The 17,065-nt window shown below is 61.7% G+C and carries 18 protein-coding genes; 13 read left to right on the top strand and 5 right to left on the bottom strand.

Annotated features, from left to right (window positions below; genetic code table 11):
• Positions 1-91: 91 nt before the first annotated feature.
• The 4 genes from I6E52_RS03805 to mutM are packed head-to-tail and all read left to right on the top strand — an operon-like array spanning position 92 to position 2,517.
• Positions 92-679 (top strand): YceD family protein, encoded by a 588-nt coding sequence (locus I6E52_RS03805; RefSeq protein ID WP_307783833.1) that lies wholly within the window; start codon positions 92-94, stop codon positions 677-679.
• A gap of 2 nt (positions 680-681) precedes the next feature.
• The gene (rpmF, locus tag I6E52_RS03800) at positions 682-885 is read left to right on the top strand and encodes a 50S ribosomal protein L32 (RefSeq protein WP_009772721.1); all 204 of its coding nucleotides are present in this window, start codon (positions 682-684) and stop codon (positions 883-885) included.
• A gap of 25 nt (positions 886-910) precedes the next feature.
• The gene (gene rnc / locus I6E52_RS03795) at positions 911-1,612 is read left to right on the top strand and encodes a ribonuclease III (protein ID WP_197154982.1); all 702 of its coding nucleotides are present in this window, start codon (positions 911-913) and stop codon (positions 1,610-1,612) included.
• Between the two features lie 5 nt (positions 1,613-1,617).
• Positions 1,618-2,517, top strand: coding sequence for a bifunctional DNA-formamidopyrimidine glycosylase/DNA-(apurinic or apyrimidinic site) lyase (gene mutM / locus I6E52_RS03790; RefSeq protein ID WP_197154978.1), 900 nt, complete (start codon positions 1,618-1,620; stop codon positions 2,515-2,517).
• On the opposite strand, the gene I6E52_RS03785 is transcribed toward mutM, so the two are convergent.
• Positions 2,514-3,584, bottom strand: coding sequence for a GNAT family N-acetyltransferase (locus I6E52_RS03785; RefSeq protein WP_197154975.1), 1,071 nt, complete (start codon positions 3,582-3,584; stop codon positions 2,514-2,516). The genes mutM and I6E52_RS03785 overlap by 4 nt on opposite strands.
• Positions 3,585-3,791: 207 nt before the next feature.
• On the opposite strand from I6E52_RS03785, the gene smc reads away from it, so the two are divergent.
• Positions 3,792-7,424, top strand: coding sequence for a chromosome segregation protein SMC (smc, locus tag I6E52_RS03780; RefSeq protein ID WP_197154974.1), 3,633 nt, complete (start codon positions 3,792-3,794; stop codon positions 7,422-7,424).
• Between the two features lie 41 nt (positions 7,425-7,465).
• Here smc and I6E52_RS03775 read toward each other — a convergent pair whose 3' ends face one another.
• Positions 7,466-8,029 (bottom strand): histidine phosphatase family protein, encoded by a 564-nt coding sequence (locus tag I6E52_RS03775; RefSeq protein WP_197154973.1) that lies wholly within the window; start codon positions 8,027-8,029, stop codon positions 7,466-7,468.
• A gap of 55 nt (positions 8,030-8,084) precedes the next feature.
• Here I6E52_RS03775 and ftsY point away from each other — a divergent pair, with 55 nt between their 5' ends.
• A complete protein-coding gene (ftsY, locus tag I6E52_RS03770; RefSeq protein WP_197106064.1) occupies positions 8,085-8,954 on the top strand; it encodes a signal recognition particle-docking protein FtsY in 870 nt (289 codons plus the stop codon).
• Between the two features lie 52 nt (positions 8,955-9,006).
• Here the strand turns inward: ftsY and I6E52_RS03765 are convergent, their stop codons facing one another.
• The 3 genes from I6E52_RS03765 to I6E52_RS03755 all read right to left on the bottom strand — a co-directional run bounded on the left by I6E52_RS03765 (position 9,007) and on the right by I6E52_RS03755 (position 11,394).
• The gene (locus tag I6E52_RS03765; protein ID WP_197154972.1) at positions 9,007-9,528 is read right to left on the bottom strand and encodes a gamma carbonic anhydrase family protein; all 522 of its coding nucleotides are present in this window, start codon (positions 9,526-9,528) and stop codon (positions 9,007-9,009) included.
• Between the two features lie 50 nt (positions 9,529-9,578).
• Positions 9,579-10,460 (bottom strand): LLM class flavin-dependent oxidoreductase, encoded by an 882-nt coding sequence (locus I6E52_RS03760; RefSeq protein WP_197154971.1) that lies wholly within the window; start codon positions 10,458-10,460, stop codon positions 9,579-9,581.
• A gap of 127 nt (positions 10,461-10,587) precedes the next feature.
• Positions 10,588-11,394: a hypothetical protein gene (locus tag I6E52_RS03755; protein WP_197154970.1), complete on the bottom strand. Its 807-nt coding sequence runs from the start codon at positions 11,392-11,394 to the stop codon at positions 10,588-10,590.
• A 286-nt stretch (positions 11,395-11,680) separates the two neighbouring features.
• Here I6E52_RS03755 and ffh point away from each other — a divergent pair, with 286 nt between their 5' ends.
• The 7 genes from ffh (at position 11,681) to I6E52_RS03720 (ending at position 17,011) form a co-directional block, all read left to right on the top strand.
• Positions 11,681-13,249 carry a signal recognition particle protein gene (ffh, locus tag I6E52_RS03750; RefSeq protein ID WP_197154969.1) on the top strand — a complete coding sequence of 523 codons (1,569 nt, stop codon included), beginning with the start codon at positions 11,681-11,683 and terminating at the stop codon, positions 13,247-13,249.
• A gap of 79 nt (positions 13,250-13,328) precedes the next feature.
• Positions 13,329-14,111 (top strand): LLM class F420-dependent oxidoreductase, encoded by a 783-nt coding sequence (locus tag I6E52_RS03745; protein WP_197154966.1) that lies wholly within the window; start codon positions 13,329-13,331, stop codon positions 14,109-14,111.
• Positions 14,112-14,305: 194 nt separating this feature from the next.
• Positions 14,306-14,755, top strand: coding sequence for a 30S ribosomal protein S16 (gene rpsP / locus I6E52_RS03740; protein ID WP_197154964.1), 450 nt, complete (start codon positions 14,306-14,308; stop codon positions 14,753-14,755).
• A 3-nt stretch (positions 14,756-14,758) separates the two neighbouring features.
• Positions 14,759-14,995 (top strand): RNA-binding protein, encoded by a 237-nt coding sequence (locus I6E52_RS03735; RefSeq protein WP_010203243.1) that lies wholly within the window; start codon positions 14,759-14,761, stop codon positions 14,993-14,995.
• 48 nt (positions 14,996-15,043) lie between these two features.
• A complete protein-coding gene (gene rimM, locus I6E52_RS03730) occupies positions 15,044-15,652 on the top strand; it encodes a ribosome maturation factor RimM (protein WP_197154961.1) in 609 nt (202 codons plus the stop codon).
• 16 nt (positions 15,653-15,668) lie between these two features.
• Positions 15,669-16,355, top strand: coding sequence for a tRNA (guanosine(37)-N1)-methyltransferase TrmD (gene trmD / locus I6E52_RS03725; RefSeq protein ID WP_197124000.1), 687 nt, complete (start codon positions 15,669-15,671; stop codon positions 16,353-16,355).
• A 44-nt stretch (positions 16,356-16,399) separates the two neighbouring features.
• Positions 16,400-17,011, top strand: coding sequence for a hypothetical protein (locus tag I6E52_RS03720; RefSeq protein WP_197154959.1), 612 nt, complete (start codon positions 16,400-16,402; stop codon positions 17,009-17,011).
• The last annotated feature ends 54 nt before the right edge of the window (positions 17,012-17,065 follow it).

Below are 17,065 nucleotides of genomic sequence, written 5' to 3'. Positions count from 1 at the left end.
CGGTCTGGCGTGCTCATCCGTGGGCTAGCTGACTGAGCGATTGCTGACCGGGGGCGACAGGGGAGCCGTTGCGGGGGTAGAATCGACGATCGTGTCTAGAATCAACGAGAGTCCGTATGCCGTGTTGGTGCGCGATCTCATTCACCGCCCAGGCGAGATGAGAGAGCACTCCATTCAGGTCGTCGTACCCGAAACCTTTGGTACCGCCGTTGTTGGGGTAGAAAAGGGTTCGAAACTGTCCGTCAAGGGCCGTTTTGAGTCACTCCACGACGGCATTCTTGTGGATGCTGTGGTGTCGGGCAAAGCGCAAGCTGAGTGTGTTCGTTGCCTCATTGACGTCACCCTGCCTGTCCGAGTCGAGTTTCAAGAACTTTTCGCGTATTCTGAGGACGAAGCTTTCGACTACACGGTTATCGACGAATACATCGATCTAGAACCTGTAGTGCGGGATTCGGTAGTGTTGTCACTGCCGTTCCAGCCGGTCTGTCAGAAGGATTGCCTTGGCCTGTGCCCCGAGTGTGGGGTTCGGTTGCTCGATAATCCAGGACACGAACACGAAGCGCCCATCGATGCTCGCTGGGCAGCGTTGGCCGGCCTCCAAGATTTCACGCAAGACTCGCATGACCAGAACTCGCACGACGCGAACGATTCACCTGAGACCCAAGAAGAAAAGAGTTAGCCATGGCAGTACCGAAGCGCAAGATGTCGCGGGCCAGCACCCGCATGCGCCGCGCCCAGTGGAAGGCAACCCCTCCCACCCTCGTCAAGACCGTTGAAAACGGCAAGACTGTTTACAGCCTGCCGCACCGCGCCAAGGTAGTCGAAGACTCCGCTGGCACGCCCCTGTACATGGAGTACAAGGGTCGCAAGGTCGCTGACGTTTAACTAGTCTTCACATTCTCGAGTCGAAATGGCGATGACGGGCTCTGCCTCACCGGTTGAGCTCTCTGCTGTGCTCGGGGTCGCTATTGACCCCGAGTTGCTCACGCTTGCGTTGACACACCGCTCTTTCGCGTACGAAAACGGCGGAATCGCGCACAACGAGCGACTTGAATTTCTTGGTGACTCAATTCTTGGCCAAGCAGTAACGGTCAAGCTGTATCGCGATAACCCGGAGCTTGACGAGGGAGACCTTGCCAAGCGTCGGGCTAGTCTCGTTTCTTCTGTAGCGCTCGCTGAAATTGCGCGCCTGATCGGCCTTGGAGCGTTCATTCGCCTCGGCAAGGGAGAAGAGCAGACGGGCGGCCGCGAAAAGCCGTCCATTTTGGCCGACACTGTTGAAGCGATTATCGGTGCCGCCTACCTCGACCTCGGCGAGGACGAAGCCACCGCGCTCGTCCTTCGCCTCGTCGCTCCGCTGCTTGCTGACCCCGCACGGTTCGGTGCAGCGATGGATCCCAAGACGAGCCTTCAAGAACTCGCCGCCCAACTAGGGCGTGGGGCTCCCGACTATCGCATCGAAGATAGCGGCCCCGATCACTCCAAGCGTTTTCACGCGAGCGTCGCTCTCGACGATGAAGTAATTGCCACGGGTATCGGCTCCAGCAAGAAGCAGGCCGAAATGGCCGCAGCGCTCGAAGCCTGGACAAGCCTCCAAGCCGCAGCGAAGTAACCGGCGTGCCCGAACTTCCCGAAGTCGAAGTTGTGCGCGCGGGGCTCGAACCGGCGGTGACCGGCGCGACTGCGGCATCCGTCAGCGTCTTTGACGAGCGCTCACTGCGCCGTCATGAGGGGCCGAGTGAAGACTTCATCGACCGTCTGACCGGTCGCACGTTCCTGACCCCCCAGCGCCGCGGCAAGTTCATGTGGCTTCCGCTCGCGGATAGCGCCGAGGCCCACGGAGAAGCGCTCGTCACGCATCTCGGCATGAGCGGGCAGGTGCTTCTACGCGATCGGAGCACGGATGACCGGCTCACGCGCATCCGGATCGACCTTGATCATCCTGACCACGGCGCACTGCGCCTCAACTTTGTTGACCAACGTATCTTCGGCTCGATGGCGATCGACAGCATGCTGCCCACCGTTGACCAGCCCGCGTTCGCGGTGCCGAGCCAAGTGGCGCACATCGCGCGTGATCCGCTCGACCCCTTCTTCGACGATGCCAAGTTCTTGCGATCGCTCAAGGCCAAGCGCACCACGGTGAAGCGGGCGCTGCTCGATCAGACCCTGATCAGCGGGGTCGGCAATATCTACGCCGACGAAGCGCTCTGGGCCGCGCGCGTGCACTACAACCAGCCCACCGAGACCCTCAGCCGCGCGAAAGCGGTGCAGTTGCTCGCTGAAGTGCGGGCGGTGTTCTCCAAGGCTCTTGCCGAGGGCGGCACGAGCTTCGACACCCAGTACCTCAACGTGAACGGTGAGTCGGGCTACTTCGCGCACTCGCTCAACGTCTACGGCCAGCAAGGCCGGGCGTGCCCGCGCTGCGGTCGCGAGGTCGTGCGTGAGAGCTTTATGAACCGGGGTTCGCACTTCTGTAGGTTCTGCCAGCGCATTCGCGTGAGTCAGTCCGCGAGCTAGCGCAACTCTTTCTTCCACGCGCCTTCGTACCCGATGGGAACGAACCCGACGGCTTCGTTCACCGAGAGCATGTGTCGATTCTCTTCGGCGTTGTAGGTGATGACCGAGGGATGGCCGGGCGCGACTCGTTGGAGATGCGCCAGATTCAGCACCTTGAGCAGGTTGCCGAGGCGGTGACCGCGGTGTTCCCCGAGCACGATCGTGTTGTCTTGCAGTACCGCGAGCTCAGGCTGTTCGGGCACGGTGAGCGCGGTGTATGCGATCAACTCACCCGAGGCTACGTGCTCAATCGCGGCGTAGACGGTCGTCACCCCGCTAGCGAGCTCGCGTTCGTCATGATCGACCACTCGTTCTGCGGTCCAGATATCTTCGGGAGGCTCAAGTCCTGCACTGGGTTCGTCGGTACTCATGCGTGTGTAGAGCAGCGCGAGGTCGTCGCGCCACTGTTCTGGGCACAACCCCACCCACTCGTGCACGGCATAGTCGCGGCTACACCGCGTGATGGCGTCGTCGACGAGGGAGTGCAGGCCAGGAACCGGGAGGGGGAGCCGGCTCACGCGCTCAACCTGCTCGAAGCTGTACTGCTGCGACTGCAGAAACTGAGTGCCGGCACCGTCACGAGGAACGGCGCCAAAGCCTGTGGGGGAGTCCAGTAGCGCGCCATCAGTGGGCACGCTTGAGACATAGACGTGAACTTTGCGCTTGCCCGCATCCGCCGCAATCTTTTCAAGTTCGGTCAGCAGTCGGCTGCCGACACCGCGACGTCGATAAGCGGGATGCACGTACGTTTCGATCCACGCTGTATCCGCATCCTCGCCGACGTTGGTGCTGTAGTCGCCGCGGCCCACGATGCGGTCCTGATCGCGGGCGACGAGCATCCGCCGGTCTTCGAAGGCACTGGGCTGCCAAGTTGCGAGGGAGACCAGCGGGTCGTGCGCCAGCTCGGGGTAGTGCTGCACTATCTCGTCGGTCTCATTGCGCAACGCGGTTGCCGCAGTGAAGTCGTCCGATCCATCGGCAGAGAGCGTGAGGGGAATCTCGAGAGTCGTGATCTCGATCTCTGACATGAGCGCACCAATCTGCGGGGGTAAGCGCTACGGAGGTAGCCGACCAGAATACGCCGTGGGTTCGCCGCGCGCTAGAGGTTGCGGCGGCTCACTCTGCGCGGCAGAACGGCCGGGCCCCGCGCATCCGGTACCGTATAGCAAGGTTCTGACCAGCAACTTGGTCAGAGATTCGACCAACGCTGAGACCAGCAACGACCGGGCGGTGACGTGTACCTCAAGAGTTTGACCCTCAAAGGGTTCAAGTCGTTCGCTCAACCGACCACTTTTGCGTTCGAACAGGGTGTGACGTGTGTCGTCGGCCCCAATGGTTCGGGCAAGTCGAATGTGGTGGATGCTCTCGCCTGGGTCATGGGCGAGCAGGGTGCCAAAACTCTGCGCGGCGGCAAGATGGAAGACGTCATCTTTGCCGGAACCGCCACCAAGGGACCGCTGGGTCGCGCCGAGGTCATTCTTACGATCGATAACGCTGATGGCGCGCTGCCGATTGAGTACAGCGAAGTCACCATCAGCCGCACCCTGTTCCGCAACGGCGGAAGCGAATACGCGATCAACGGCACCTCGTGCCGCCTGCTCGACGTTCAAGAGCTCCTCAGCGACTCCGGTCTCGGCCGCGAAATGCACGTCATCGTTGGTCAAGGCCAGCTGGATGCGGTGTTGCACGCCAGCCCCGAAGACCGTCGCGGTTTCATCGAAGAAGCAGCCGGCATTCTCAAGCACCGTCGCCGCAAAGAGAAGACGCTGCGCAAGCTCGACGCGATGCAGGCGAACCTCACGCGCCTCTCCGACTTGGCGGGGGAGATCCGTCGTCAGCTGAAGCCGCTCGGTCAGCAGGCCGAGATCGCCAAAGAAGCGGCCTCGATTGCTTCGATCGTGCGGGATGCCCGCGCCAGGCTCCTCGCCGACGAAGTAGTTGAACTGCGCTCGAGCATCAACGACTTCAGCCGCAGCGAGAGTGAACGTAAAACACAGCGCATCGTGTTGCAAGAGCAGCTCGACCAGAACAAACTGCGCGAAGCCCGCCTCGAGCAAGCCCAAGTCGGTGGCGAGGTAGACGAAGCCCGCCGCGTGGCTTTCGGCCTCGAGTCGGTGCAAGAACGCTTGCGCAGTCTCTACACGCTCGCGAACCAGCGATTGTCGCTGCTCGGCCAGCAGAGCGATGCGCCTGTCTCGAGCAACAGCGTCAGCCAGACCCTCGTCGACGAAGTGAAAGCCGGCGCCGATGAACTCGCGACCGGCGTTGCGGATGCCGAGAAGGCCGTCGCCGCAGCCGCTGCCGCAACCGCGACAGCGAAGGCCGCGCTCGACTCCCTCGACGAAGAAATCGCCGCACAAAGCGCGCTCGTGTCGCGTCATGAACTGGAGAGCGCCGGTCTCACCGCTCGCGTTGAAGTCGCCACCTCCACTCTGACCGCAGCGCAGGGTGAACTCGTGCGTCAGCAACAGGCGCTCGCCGAAGCCCAGTCGCGTCGCGAAGCAGCCCAGGCCGAATTTGAGGCTCTCGAAACCCAAGCCAGCAACTCGACCGTCGAAAGTGATGGCTCGCTCGACACCGCCTACGAGGCTGCCGAAGCCAAAGTTTCGAGCATTCAGGCCGAGATTGAAGCCCTGCGCGAAGCCCTCCACGCCTCCGAGCGCGAGCGCGATGCCTTGGCCGCCCGCAACTCGGCGCTATCCCTCGCGGTTGATCAGAAAGACGGCTCAAGCGCTCTCGTCGCTGCCAAGCTTTCGGGCATCCGCGGTCTCGTCGCCGAGCACGTCAAGATCACGCCGGGCTACGAAGCGGCCATCGCTGCCGCTCTCGGCACGCTTGCGGATGCCGTGCTTGCCGATGACCGCGATTCGGCCATCGATGCGCTGGCCGAGTCTGCCTCGCGCGATTTCGGTCGCGTCGAAGTGGTTGTCGCCAACGCCGCCAAGCAGTCGGTCTCGCTCGGAACGGCGCCCGGAACGGTTCCCGCCACCGACGTCGTGACCGCCCCCGACGGAGTGCACGGTCTCCTCACCCACGTTCTCATCGCCGACGACCTTGAGGTCGCCCGCGCCGCCTATGGCTCGCTCTCGAACGCCGCCGATCTCACTTTCGTGACTCGCGACGGAGACGTGCTCACGCAGTTCGTGCTGCGCGGCGGTTCTGGGGCGAAGCGCTCTCGCCTCGAACTTGTTGCTGAGCGGGATGCCGCCGCCGACAAACTCGGCGTTGTCACGACCCAGATCGAGCGCACAAGCTTCGAACTCGACGAGAAGCGCCGCGAGCTCACCTCCGCCAAGACGGATGCCGAACAAGCCCTCGTGACCCTGCGCGAATACGACGCTCAGCTTGCCGCGCAGTCCGAGTTGCTCGGCCGCCACCGCATTCAGGCCGAAGCCGCCCAAGCCGAGTGCGACCGCCTTGCCCGAGCCGTCGATGTTGCCGAAGAAGCCGTGGCCGACGCCACCACCGAAGTAACGCGCGCCCAGACTGCCGCCGACAAGTACCAGGCTGCTCCGCGCCCGATGCTCGACGTCTCCGAACGCGAACCGATGCTGGCCGAAGTGGATTCCGCCCGGGCCCACGAAGTCGAGTTGCGCATTCAAATGGAGACCATCCGCGAGCGAGTGCGCGCCGAGCGTGCCCGCGCCGAACAGCTCGCCGCCCAGCTCGTGCGCGAGCGCGAAGCAGCCCAAGAGCAGGCGCGACTTGCCGTTATTCGTCAACGTCAGATCGCCTCGGCGACCAAGGTCGTCGAGATGCTTCCCGCGGTGCTCGACTCGGTTGATCGTTCGCTTTCTGAGGCGCGCGTTGTTCTTGCCTCGAAGGAAGCGGCGCGCTCGGCCCAGAACGAAGAACTCTCCACCCTGCGCCGCGAAGAATCGGCACTGCGTGAACGACTCTCGGCGGTCAGCGAAAGCGTCCACGGCCTCGAAATGCAGATCTACGAAAAGAAGCTGCATCTCTCCAGTCTCCTCGAACGTTCGGGGGAAGAACTCGGACTCGTCGAAGACGTGCTTGTTGCGGAATACGGCCCTGAGGTGCCCGTTCCCGACGACCGTGTAAACGACGAAGCGGCCGAGAGCGCCGCCATTGCGGAGCCCGACGAGAACTCCGCTGCCACGGAATCTGACGCGAGCCCCGCAGTACCTGAGCCAGACGAGAACGCTGAGCCTGTAGCATCCGGTCGACCGTTTGTGCGTGCCGAGCAAGAGGTTCGCCTGCAGAAGGCCGAACGCAAACTGGCGCGCCTGGGCCGCGTCAACCCGCTCGCTCTCGAAGAATTCGATGCTCTCGAACAGCGTCACAAGTTCTTGACCGAGCAACTCACCGACCTCACGAACACGCGCAAAGACCTGCTGACAATCATCGACGAGCTCGATGAAAAGATGCAGGTCATCTTCGCGAGCGCATTCGAAGACACCAAGAACGCGTTCAACGATGTCTTCCCGGTGCTGTTCCCCGGTGGCACCGGAAGCATCTTCCTGACCAACCCCGACGACCTGTTGACCACAGGAATCGAAGTCACGGTGAAGCCGGCCGGCAAGAAGATCGAGCGCCTCTCACTGCTGAGCGGTGGTGAGCGGTCGCTCGCCGCCGTCGCGCTTCTCATCGCCATCTTCAAGGCGCGCCCCAGCCCGTTCTACATCATGGATGAGGTTGAAGCGGCGCTCGACGACGCCAACCTTGGCCGCCTGCTGGCGATCTTCGAAGACCTGCGCCAGACCAGCCAGCTCATCGTCATTACCCACCAAAAGCGCACGATGGAAATCGCGGATGCCCTCTACGGCGTCAGCATGCGTGCCGATGGCATCAGCGCCGTCGTGGGCCAGCGCGTCGCAAAAGAGACGGCGTCAGTCGACGCGAGCTAGACGCAAGCTAGGCGACACCCGCCTGCACAAATCACGGCGAGTTAGTCGATGCGACTTAACGGAGCACCGTTGACGGTGTGCACGCACCAACCGGTGTGCAGTTTTTCGATGGTCGAGACGGAGCCGTTCACGATCTGATCGAAGTCGCGCCCCGCAAGCTCCGAGAGCGTGTAGCGGATGATCGTGCCGTGGCAGACAACAATCACTTTCTTGCCGGGGTAGTCCGCCGAAACCTCGTGGAGAGCAGCGATACCGCGTTCAACGACGGAGTGCAAAGATTCTAGGCCGGGGTAAACAGGATTGTTGGGCCAGCGCTCATCGATTTCGGCTTTGGTGAGACCTTCGCCCTCACCATAGTTGCGCTCGATGAGCAGGTCGTAGCTGCGACCGAGCTCGAGACCCAAACCGTCGGCGATGATCTGGGCAGTTTCGCGAGCACGCTGCAGGGGAGAGCTGACGATGACGTCCCACTCGGAGCCCCGCAATACCTCTACGGCCTCCCGCGCCTGCTCGCGACCGGTGTCGTTGAGGGGAATGTCGCTGGAACCTTGCATGCGTCCGGCAGCGTTCCAGTCGGTTTGGCCGTGGCGAATCAATGAGAGCATCTAAAAACCCTAGCGCGGTTAGGGAAGCAGCATGAACCTGCCTTAACCTGTAGTCATGGCAGCATCTTGGTCGCTCTCGGGCGCACTCAAATCAATGTTCGCGCGCGACACGATCGACGCGGAGACTTGGAGTGACCTCGAAGACGCAATGATCTCGGCCGACTTCGGCCCCGACATCACTGAATCCGTTATCGACGAGCTGCGGGCAAGTGTCGCGCGTTTCAAAACTGACGACCCTGCAGATCTGAAGCGGATGCTGCGCGAAACCCTCGAGGAACGTCTCGCCCGCCTCGACCCGACTCTCACTCTCAGCGCCCGCCCCGCGGTCGTGCTCGTTGTGGGCGTCAATGGCGTCGGAAAGACCACCACGATTGGCAAGTTCACCAAGTTCCTCGTGGGCCATGGCCGCACGGTGGTCGTGGGGGCGGCCGACACGTTCCGTGCTGCTGCCGTTGAGCAGTTGGCGACGTGGGCGGAGCGCGGGGGAGCCGAAATCGTGCGCCCCCAGCAGCAAGGTCAAGATCCGGCATCCGTCGCCTTTCAGACAGTGGAGCGCGCTCAGCGCGAGGGCATCGACATCGCGATCATCGACACCGCTGGTCGTTTGCAGACCAAGAGCGGTCTGATGGATGAGCTTGGCAAGATCCGCCGCGTTGTTGAGAAGCAGACGGAGATCGCTGAAGTATTGCTCGTGCTTGACGCGACAACCGGTCAGAACGGTGTCGCTCAAGCGGAAGCGTTCATTCAGCATGCTGGTGTGACCGGCCTCGTCATTACGAAACTTGACGGCTCAGCAAAGGGCGGTTTCGTTCTCGCCGTTCAGGAGCGCACGGGCATCCCGATCAAGCTTGTTGGCCAGGGTGAGGGCATCAACGACCTCACCGGTTTCACCCCGCACGTCTTCGTGCAGGGCCTCGTCGGCTAGCTGCTGGTTGCTCGTTGCCGGCCGCCCAGGCTCGACGGGTAGGCGCTTCGCGCTAGTTGCTGGCCGCTTTGTGCGCCGCAGAGAGCTCGAGGTAGTGAGCGGCATTTTCGCGAACGCCGGCCTTCTCTTCGTCGCTGAGTTCGCGGCGAACCTTGGCGGGCACTCCAGCCACGAGCGATCCGGGTGGGATCACGGTGCCTTCGAGCACAACAGCACCGGCGGCGACGAGTGATCCGGTTCCGATGACGGCTCCGTTGAGCACCGTGGCGCTCATGCCGATGAGGCAGTCGTCTTCGACGGTGCAGCCGTGGAGTACGGCACCGTGGCCGACGCTCACTCCGGAACCGACGGTGGTGGGGATGCCTTCATCGCAGTGCACGGTGACGTTGTCTTGCAGGTTCGAGCCTTCGCCGATCGTGATGGCATCGGTGTCGCCGCGCAGAACGGCGCCGTAGAAGATGCCGACGCGCTCGGCCAGGGTGACGTTGCCGATGAGGGTGGCGTTGGGCGCGACGAAGGCGCTGTCGGCGACGGAGGGGGTTTGTCCGGCGAGGGTCACGATGAGAGCTGTCATGTCTCTAAGCTATCGCGTGCTGCGTGCGGGCTTCGCGTCACCGTGGATGCTCAGCGGGAGAAGCGGGAGGCGATCTCGATCAGCACGCTTTCTTCGCCGGCATAGATGCCGTCGGCGCGGGGCCAGTGCCCAATCACATCGGTGAAGCCGAGGGCGTCGGCGCGACCGACAGCGTCTTCCCACGTGTCGACGCTTTCCAGACTGAACTGGGGTGCGCCATCTAGATTGAGGTAGCGATCAATGCTGCCGGATGCTCGGCCGGCCTTTTCGAGGGCGTCATCCATGCGTGCAGATGTGTCGGCGACAATCTGCCACCACTCGTCGAGGGTGTCAGCGGTGCGGCCGAGGGTGAGCCAGCCGTCGGCGAGCTCGGCGGTCAAGCGGAGGCCACGAGGGCCCTCAGCGGCAACCACGAAGGGCATGCGAGGTCGCTGGGCAGGGGCCCCGACCATCCGCGCATTGACGGCAGTGAACCAGTCACCGTTGAAGCTAATGCCGCCGCTGCCGGGGTCTTCGAAGCGCAGCAACTCGTCGAGGCCGCGCACAAACTCTTCGAACCGGGCATGACGTTCGCGCGGAGTGAGTTCCTCTTGGCCGAGCACCATTGCGTCAAAACCGGTGCCGCCCGAGCCAACGCCGAGTAGAAAGCGGCCGTCGCTGACGTCGTCGAGTGTCGCCAATTCTTTGGCGAAGGGAACCGGATGCCGGTAGTTGGGCGAAGCGACAAAGGTGCCGAGCCCGATGTGGCTGGTCACACTCGCGGCTGCCGTGAGAGTCGGAATGGTGGCGTACCACTGCTCGTCGGCGAGCGAGCGCCACGAGAGGTGGTCGTAAATCCACGCGTGATCGAAGCCGAGTTCCTCAGCCTGAATCCAGCGATGCTTGGCTTCAGCCCAGGGCTGTTGGGGCAGTATGACGATTCCGTGTCTCACGTTCTCACCCTACTCGGAGCCCCTGTCGGCGTTGTGGGTCGTGTATCAAGAAGAGAGCGGAAACACGTGAAGCGCGGGACTTGCCACAGCAGTGGCAAGTCCCGCGCTTCGAAGTGAATCTGACCTGCTACTTAGCGAGGAATACTACGCCTTCGCCGAAGAACAGTTCCGTTGTGTACGACACAGTGTCGAGGTCGGTGTCAGCGGGGACATCGATGTAGGCAGTGAATGCTGCGGTGAGGCCGGGGTTGATGTCTTCAAGGGCGTACCAGTCGCCGCTCTCGGTGCCATAGATCCGCGATGCTTCGTATTCAGCTTCGCCGATGAAACCCTTGACGGATCCGCCGGAGATGGTGACAGCCTCGTTGGTGCCGTTGACCATCGACATGCTTACGGCGACGAGCGTTCCGCGAACTTCTGAAGCGAAGTAGTCATCGGGTGAGGTGGCGTCGGGCGTGATGCTCAGGAGAGTGATTTCAACGCCATCGTCGGTCGTGATGGTGTCGCCGATGCCTGCTGCTGCTGGCTCCGTAGCGCCGTCTTCTGCGTCTTCTGCGTCCGAGGTGTCAGGCGCGGAGATCGAAGGAGCGTCGTCGAGGCTCTCGCTCACGGCGGTAGCAACAACCGCGATTCCGACGAAGATCGAGATGATCCAGAACAGGAAGCTGACGATCAATGCGATAAGCGCCATTGTCTTGCCCTGGCCCTTGCGGGTCAATGCGACGATCGACACAACGAAGGCGCCGAGAAGAATCACCCACGAGAAACCGTTGGTTGCCGGGATGATCGCGAGAAGCGCGCCGAATACCGCGAGACCGAGCGCAACCATTCCGAGAGTGTTGCGAGCTTTCTTGGCCGCGGGTGCTGCTGGTGCAGCCGCAGTTTCGGGGGTCGGTTCTGGTGTTGCTTCAGGAGTGGGTTCGGGCGTAGTCATACTGGGCAGCCTCCGGGTGTTTGCTGTGATTGGTTGTCCACGATTGTGGATTGATGTCGTGCACGGTATTCGCACCAATTGCCGACGACATTGTTGAGTATGGCTCCAAAATTAGAAGCACTGCAACTCGGAAACGCCCCCAATTCGGGTTGTTGTCAATACCCTGAACTGTGATTTATCTGCCAATTAGCTTTCTCTTTACTGAAAGTCACTCCGGTCAGGTCGGTTAAGTGGGCGATTGGAGTGGGTTCAGAGTTTGGTCACTGCCGGATAAACTGGTGGCATCATGGCCACTTTTGGAAATCTCACCGACCGCCTCGCGGATACCTTCAAGAACCTGCGCGGCAAGGGCAAGCTCAGCGAAGCGGATGTCGATGGCACCGTTCGCGAGATTCGCCGTGCCCTCCTCGATGCTGACGTTGCGCTCGAGGTTGTCAAGGAGTTCACGGGTCGCGTTCGCGAACGTGCGCTTGGCCACGAAGTTTCTGGTGCGCTGAACCCGGCCCAACAGGTGGTGCAGATCGTCAACGACGAACTCGTCACGATCCTGGGTGGCGAAGCCCGTCGCATTGAGTTCGCGAAGAACCCGCCGACGGTCATCATGCTCGCGGGTCTGCAGGGTGCCGGTAAGACGACCCTCGCCGGAAAGCTCGCGAAGTGGCTTGCTGCCGATGGCCACACTCCGCTGCTGGTCGCCGCTGACCTTCAGCGCCCCAACGCTGTCACCCAGCTGCAGGTTGTTGCCGAGCAGGCTGGTGTTGCCGTCTTCGCCCCCGAGCCGGGCAATGGCAAGGGCGACCCGGTCAAGGTCTCCAAACAGGCTATGAAGTTTGCCAAAGACAAGCAGCACGATGTTGTGATCATTGACACCGCTGGTCGTTTGGGTGTGGATGCCGAGCTGATGAAGCAGGCAGCCAACATCCGCAAGGCTGTCGACCCTGACGAAGTGCTCTTCGTTATTGACGCGATGATCGGTCAGGATGCCGTCAAGACCGCTCGCGCCTTCCAAGAGGCCGTGGACTTCACGGGTGTTGTGCTCACCAAGCTCGATGGTGACGCTCGCGGTGGTGCAGCGCTGTCGGTTGCTTCCATCACCGGTCGTCCGATTATGTTCGCGTCGACGGGTGAAGGTCTTGGCGACTTCGAGCCGTTCCACCCCGACCGTATGGCCAGCCGCATCCTCGACCTCGGTGACATCCTCACCCTCATCGAGACGGCGCAGAAAACCTTCGACGAAGAAGAATCGCGTAAGGTCGCCGAGAAGTTCGCGACTGACACCTTCACGCTCGATGACTTCCTGCAGCAGATGCAGCAGCTCAAGAACATGGGCTCGATCAAGAGCATGCTCGGCATGCTTCCCGGTGCGAAGGGCATGCGAGAGCAGCTCGACAACTTCGATGAGTCGGAGATCACGCGCACCGAGGCCATCATCCAGTCGATGACTAAGCAAGAGCGCACCACGCCGAAGCTCCTCAACGGTTCGCGCCGCGTGCGTATTGCGCGTGGTTCAGGAACGACTGTCACCGAGGTGAACGCGCTTGTGAACCGCTTCGAGCAGGCCGCGAAGATGATGAAGACGGTCGCTAAGGGTGGCACGCCTCAGATTCCCGGCATGGGTCCGATCCCCGGCGGACATGGCGGCAAGTCGGCCAATGCGCGAAAGAACCAGAAGAAAAAGGGTTCCAAGTCTGGCAACCCCGCCAAGCGTGCTGCTGAGGATGCGGCACGCGCTCAGGGCGCTGTCGAACCGTCAGCACCGTCCGGTTCCGGGTTCGGCCTTGGTGGATCAAAGCCTGCTGCTGGTGGGCCCTCGCCTGAAGAGCTGGAGAGCCTGCAGAAGTTTCTCGGGCGCTAGTCCGCGATAGCTTTGAGGCCTCCGACGTCAGTGGCGAACCACTCTTCTGGGTGTCTGCGTGAGGGGTTACTGTGGAGCTATGACACAGAGCCGCCCCGTTCGTATTGCCGTTCAGCTTCAACCTCAGCACGCCGAATATTCGGTCATTCGTGACCGCGTAAAAGAGCTTGAACAGCTGGGAGTTGACGTTCTCTTCAACTGGGATCACTTCTTCCCGCTGTATGGCGAGCCAGACGGGCTGCACTTTGAGGCGTGGACCGAACTGGCATCGTGGGCTGAGATGACGAGCCGCGTTGAGTTCGGAACGCTCGTGAACTGCAACAGCTACCGCAATCCCGATCTGCAGGCCGACATGGCTCGCACCCTCGACCACATCAGTGGTGGTCGCTTCATCTTCGGCACCGGCTCTGGCTGGTTCGAGCGTGACTACCAGGAGTACGGCTACGACTTCGGCACGGCCGGCTCGCGATTGGATGCACTCGCCGAGGCTTTGCCGCGCATCGAGTCGCGCTGGCAGAAGCTCAACCCGCCGCCCACGCGCAAGATCCCCGTACTCATCGGTGGTGGGGGAGTGAAGAAGACTCTCAAGCTTGTCGCCAAGCACGCCGACATCTGGCACAGCTTTGCCACCGGTGATGAGCTGGTGCACAAGCTCGAGGTGCTAGCTGGTCACTGTGAGACCGTCGGCCGCGACATCAACGAGATTGAGCTCTCGAATGAGTTGCGCGAGAAGAGCGTTGAAGATGCTGACAGCATGCGGGAGCAGGGCATCACGCTCTTCACCCTGGGTATTACCGGTCCTGATTACGACCTCACAACCACCAAGCAGTGGCTCGCGTGGCGTGACTCCCAGAACGGCTAGCGGCACCTCTTTGGGGCTTTATTGGCGATCGGTTCCCCAAGCCGTCAAAACTCTGGCAGAATAGGCGGTTGAGTCCTCCGTAGCCCGACCCTCTAATCAGGCCCGGATGGAATCCACTAGAGCTTTTCTGCCGAGTGTGCCCCCACGCTCACGGCTAGCGGTTCGCCACCAATAACATTTAAATCAGGAGAATTGTGGCTGTAAAGATTCGTTTGAAGCGCATGGGCAAGATCCGTGCACCCTACTACCGCATCGTCGTTGCCGACTCGCGCAAGAAGCGCGATGGTCGTGTCATCGAAGAAATCGGAAAGTACCACCCCACCGAGGAGCCCTCGTTCATCGAGGTCGAGTCCGAGCGTGCACAGTACTGGTTGAGCGTTGGCGCGCAGCCTAGCCCGCAGGTTGAGGCAATCCTCAAGCTGACCGGCGACTGGGGCCAGTTCAAGGGTGACAAGAACGCTGTAAGCACCGTCAAGGTCAAGGAAGCCAAGGCAGAGTTCCAGGCTGACGAGAAGAAGAAGCCTGTTCTCAAGCCCAAGGCTGAGAAGGCTGAGCCTAAGGCTGAAGAGGCACCTGCTGCAGAAGCTCCCGTCGCTGACGAGGCTCCTGCTGAAGCACCTGCCGCTGACGCAGACAAGGCTTAGCAATTGCTCGCTCCCGCGCTCGAACACCTCGTTAAAGGCATCGTCGATCACCCCGAAGACGTTCAGGTCGTTGCAAAGAACACGCAACGCGGCGAACTCCTCGAGGTTCGCGTGCACCCAGAAGATCTTGGCCGTGTAATCGGTCGCTCTGGTCGCACCGCGAAAGCACTGCGAACGCTGATCACGGCACTTGCCGATGGTCGCAAGGTTCGTGTCGACGTCGTCGACACTGACTTCTAAGCAGTGGGCGAAGTAAAGATTCCCCGAGAAGGTCGCACACAGCTGCGAGTGGGGCGTCTGACGAAGGCTCACGGGCTTAAGGGAGCCGTCAAAGTAGAGATGTACACGGATGCCCCGGAACGTCGTTTCGTTCCGGGCGCCGTGTTTTCTCTGCAAGTGCCGACAAGCTCGGCCTGGCATGGCAAGACACTGGAACTCATCGAGCTCAAGTGGTTCAACGCACAACCGGTCGCGTTCTTTAAGGGCGTTCCTGACCGCAGTGCCGCTGAGAAGCTCGTCAAAGCAATTCTGTGGATCGATCACGATCCCAACGAGGCGCCAGAAGAAGACGCGTGGTTCAACCACCAGCTGATCGGCCTCACTGTTATCCGCGACGGCAAAAAGGTCGGCACTCTCGCTCAGGTAGATCATTTCCCCGGGCAAGACCTGTTGACGGTCACTACCGACAACGGTGACGTTTTGGTTCCCTTCGTGAAGTCCATCGTGGCCAGCGTCGACATCGACGCGGGCGAGATGGTGGTTACTCCACCTCCCGGACTCTTCGAAGAGATTGCGGAAGACGCATCCGAAGAGCCAGCAGAAGCCGTCGCAGAAGCGGTCGAAAAAGAGACGCCCAGCGCAGCTTCTGACGAGGCTGACGCGCCCGAGTGCGACTAGTAGCGAAGGCCACCGCGTGCGCATCGACATCGTGACGATCTTCCCCGATTTCTTCGGGGTGCTCGATATCTCTCTCCTGGGCAAGGCTCGCGAGCGGGGAATCATCGAGTTGGGCGTGCACGATTTGCGCGACTACACCCACGATCGTCATCGCACTGTCGATGACACTCCCTACGGTGGTGGCGCTGGCATGGTCATGCGCCCCGAACCGTGGGGAGAAGCGCTGGATGCCGTTCTCACGCCCGAAACGGTAGTGATCGTTCCCACGCCTGCCGGAGTTCCGTTCACGCAGGCTGCGGCCCGCGAGCTGGCGCTCGAGAAGCATCTCGTCTTCACGTGCGGTCGCTATGAGGGCATCGATCAGCGAGTGATCGACTACGCGGCATCCACTGTGCGTGTTCGTGAGATCAGTCTCGGCGATTACGTGCTCAATGGCGGAGAAGTTGCCACGATGGCGATGATCGAGGCGATTGGCCGTCTCGTGCCAGGCGTGATCGGTAACCCCGAAAGCCTGACGGAGGAGAGCCACGAACAGGGCCTCCTCGAGTACCCCAGTTACACCAAGCCATCGACGTGGCGTGAGCGAGCTGTACCTCCGGTGTTGCTCAGTGGTAACCACAAGGCAATTGCCGATTGGCGTCATGCGCAGCAGGTTGAGCGCACCAAGCGCGTTCGCCCCGATCTCTTGCCCGACGCGGAGTAGTACAACTTTCTTCGCGTCTCAGGCCCTTGTGTAAGCATGGAGCCATGACGCTCAGACTGATGCCCGGCTCTTTTTTCGCAGCGATTGCCGCAGTTGCTTTGCTGGCTGGCTGCACCGCGACTGACGCTGATTCTTCAGACTCGTCGTCGGCGGATGCCGCGTCGCCAGCACCAGCATCAACGGCGAGCTCCGAAGGCGGCGCCGGTGAATCGAGCGACTCGACACTCACCACCCGACGGATGACCGTCGACGACGTCACGATCGCCGACCTCACCGCGAGCCCGCTCCCGGATGGTTACGCGCAGTCTGCGGTGTCGGTGGATGCGTGGCCGTCCGTTGACGTGCTTGTCGACGCCACTGACGCCGAAGTCGTGCAGGCTCGGGGCGAGTTGGCGGCGACGCTCGGCGGAGCAGACATCGTCATCACCGCTGAGGTGGCGTCGTGCGAACTCATCGCCGTCTGGGTGCTCCCACAGCCCGATAGTCTGCGCGTCGGCCACGAAACCAACCCGTCAGCGGTCGGATGCTCGGCTCCGACCACCTACGACGTGCTGTTTGCTATCCCGAAGGCAGGAACCAATAGCGAGGGCAGCTGGGATTACACCAGCACGGTTGCACCGATTCAGCTCGAGCGTCGCGTCGGCACCCAAAGTTAGGGCTGCCAGCTAGCGAGAACGCTGGGGTGCGGTCTCGACGCGGTGAGGTTGAGC

It is taken from the genome of Salinibacterium sp. NG253 (assembly GCF_015864945.1).
In the GTDB taxonomy this organism is placed as follows: domain Bacteria; phylum Actinomycetota; class Actinomycetes; order Actinomycetales; family Microbacteriaceae; genus Rhodoglobus.
Note: the sequence above shows the minus strand (reverse complement) of the source record. Positions and strands in the feature narration are given on the sequence as shown.

Excerpts from the sequence above, each read along its gene's own strand:
- I6E52_RS03745 (WP_197154966.1), top strand. The coding sequence starts at position 13,329 with ATGACACAGAGCCGCCCCGTTCGTATTGCCGTTCAGCTTCAACCTCAG.
- ftsY (WP_197106064.1), top strand. The coding sequence starts at position 8,085 with ATGGCAGCATCTTGGTCGCTCTCGGGCGCACTCAAATCAATGTTCGCG.
- I6E52_RS03785 (WP_197154975.1), bottom strand. The coding sequence starts at position 3,584 with ATGTCAGAGATCGAGATCACGACTCTCGAGATTCCCCTCACGCTCTCT.
- rpmF (WP_009772721.1), top strand. The coding sequence starts at position 682 with ATGGCAGTACCGAAGCGCAAGATGTCGCGGGCCAGCACCCGCATGCGC.
- rnc (WP_197154982.1), top strand. The coding sequence starts at position 911 with ATGGCGATGACGGGCTCTGCCTCACCGGTTGAGCTCTCTGCTGTGCTC.
- I6E52_RS03720 (WP_197154959.1), top strand. The coding sequence starts at position 16,400 with ATGACGCTCAGACTGATGCCCGGCTCTTTTTTCGCAGCGATTGCCGCA.
- I6E52_RS03755 (WP_197154970.1), bottom strand. The coding sequence starts at position 11,394 with ATGACTACGCCCGAACCCACTCCTGAAGCAACACCAGAACCGACCCCC.
- I6E52_RS03775 (WP_197154973.1), bottom strand. The coding sequence starts at position 8,029 with ATGCTCTCATTGATTCGCCACGGCCAAACCGACTGGAACGCTGCCGGA.
- I6E52_RS03765 (WP_197154972.1), bottom strand. The coding sequence starts at position 9,528 with ATGACAGCTCTCATCGTGACCCTCGCCGGACAAACCCCCTCCGTCGCC.
- ffh (WP_197154969.1), top strand. The coding sequence starts at position 11,681 with ATGGCCACTTTTGGAAATCTCACCGACCGCCTCGCGGATACCTTCAAG.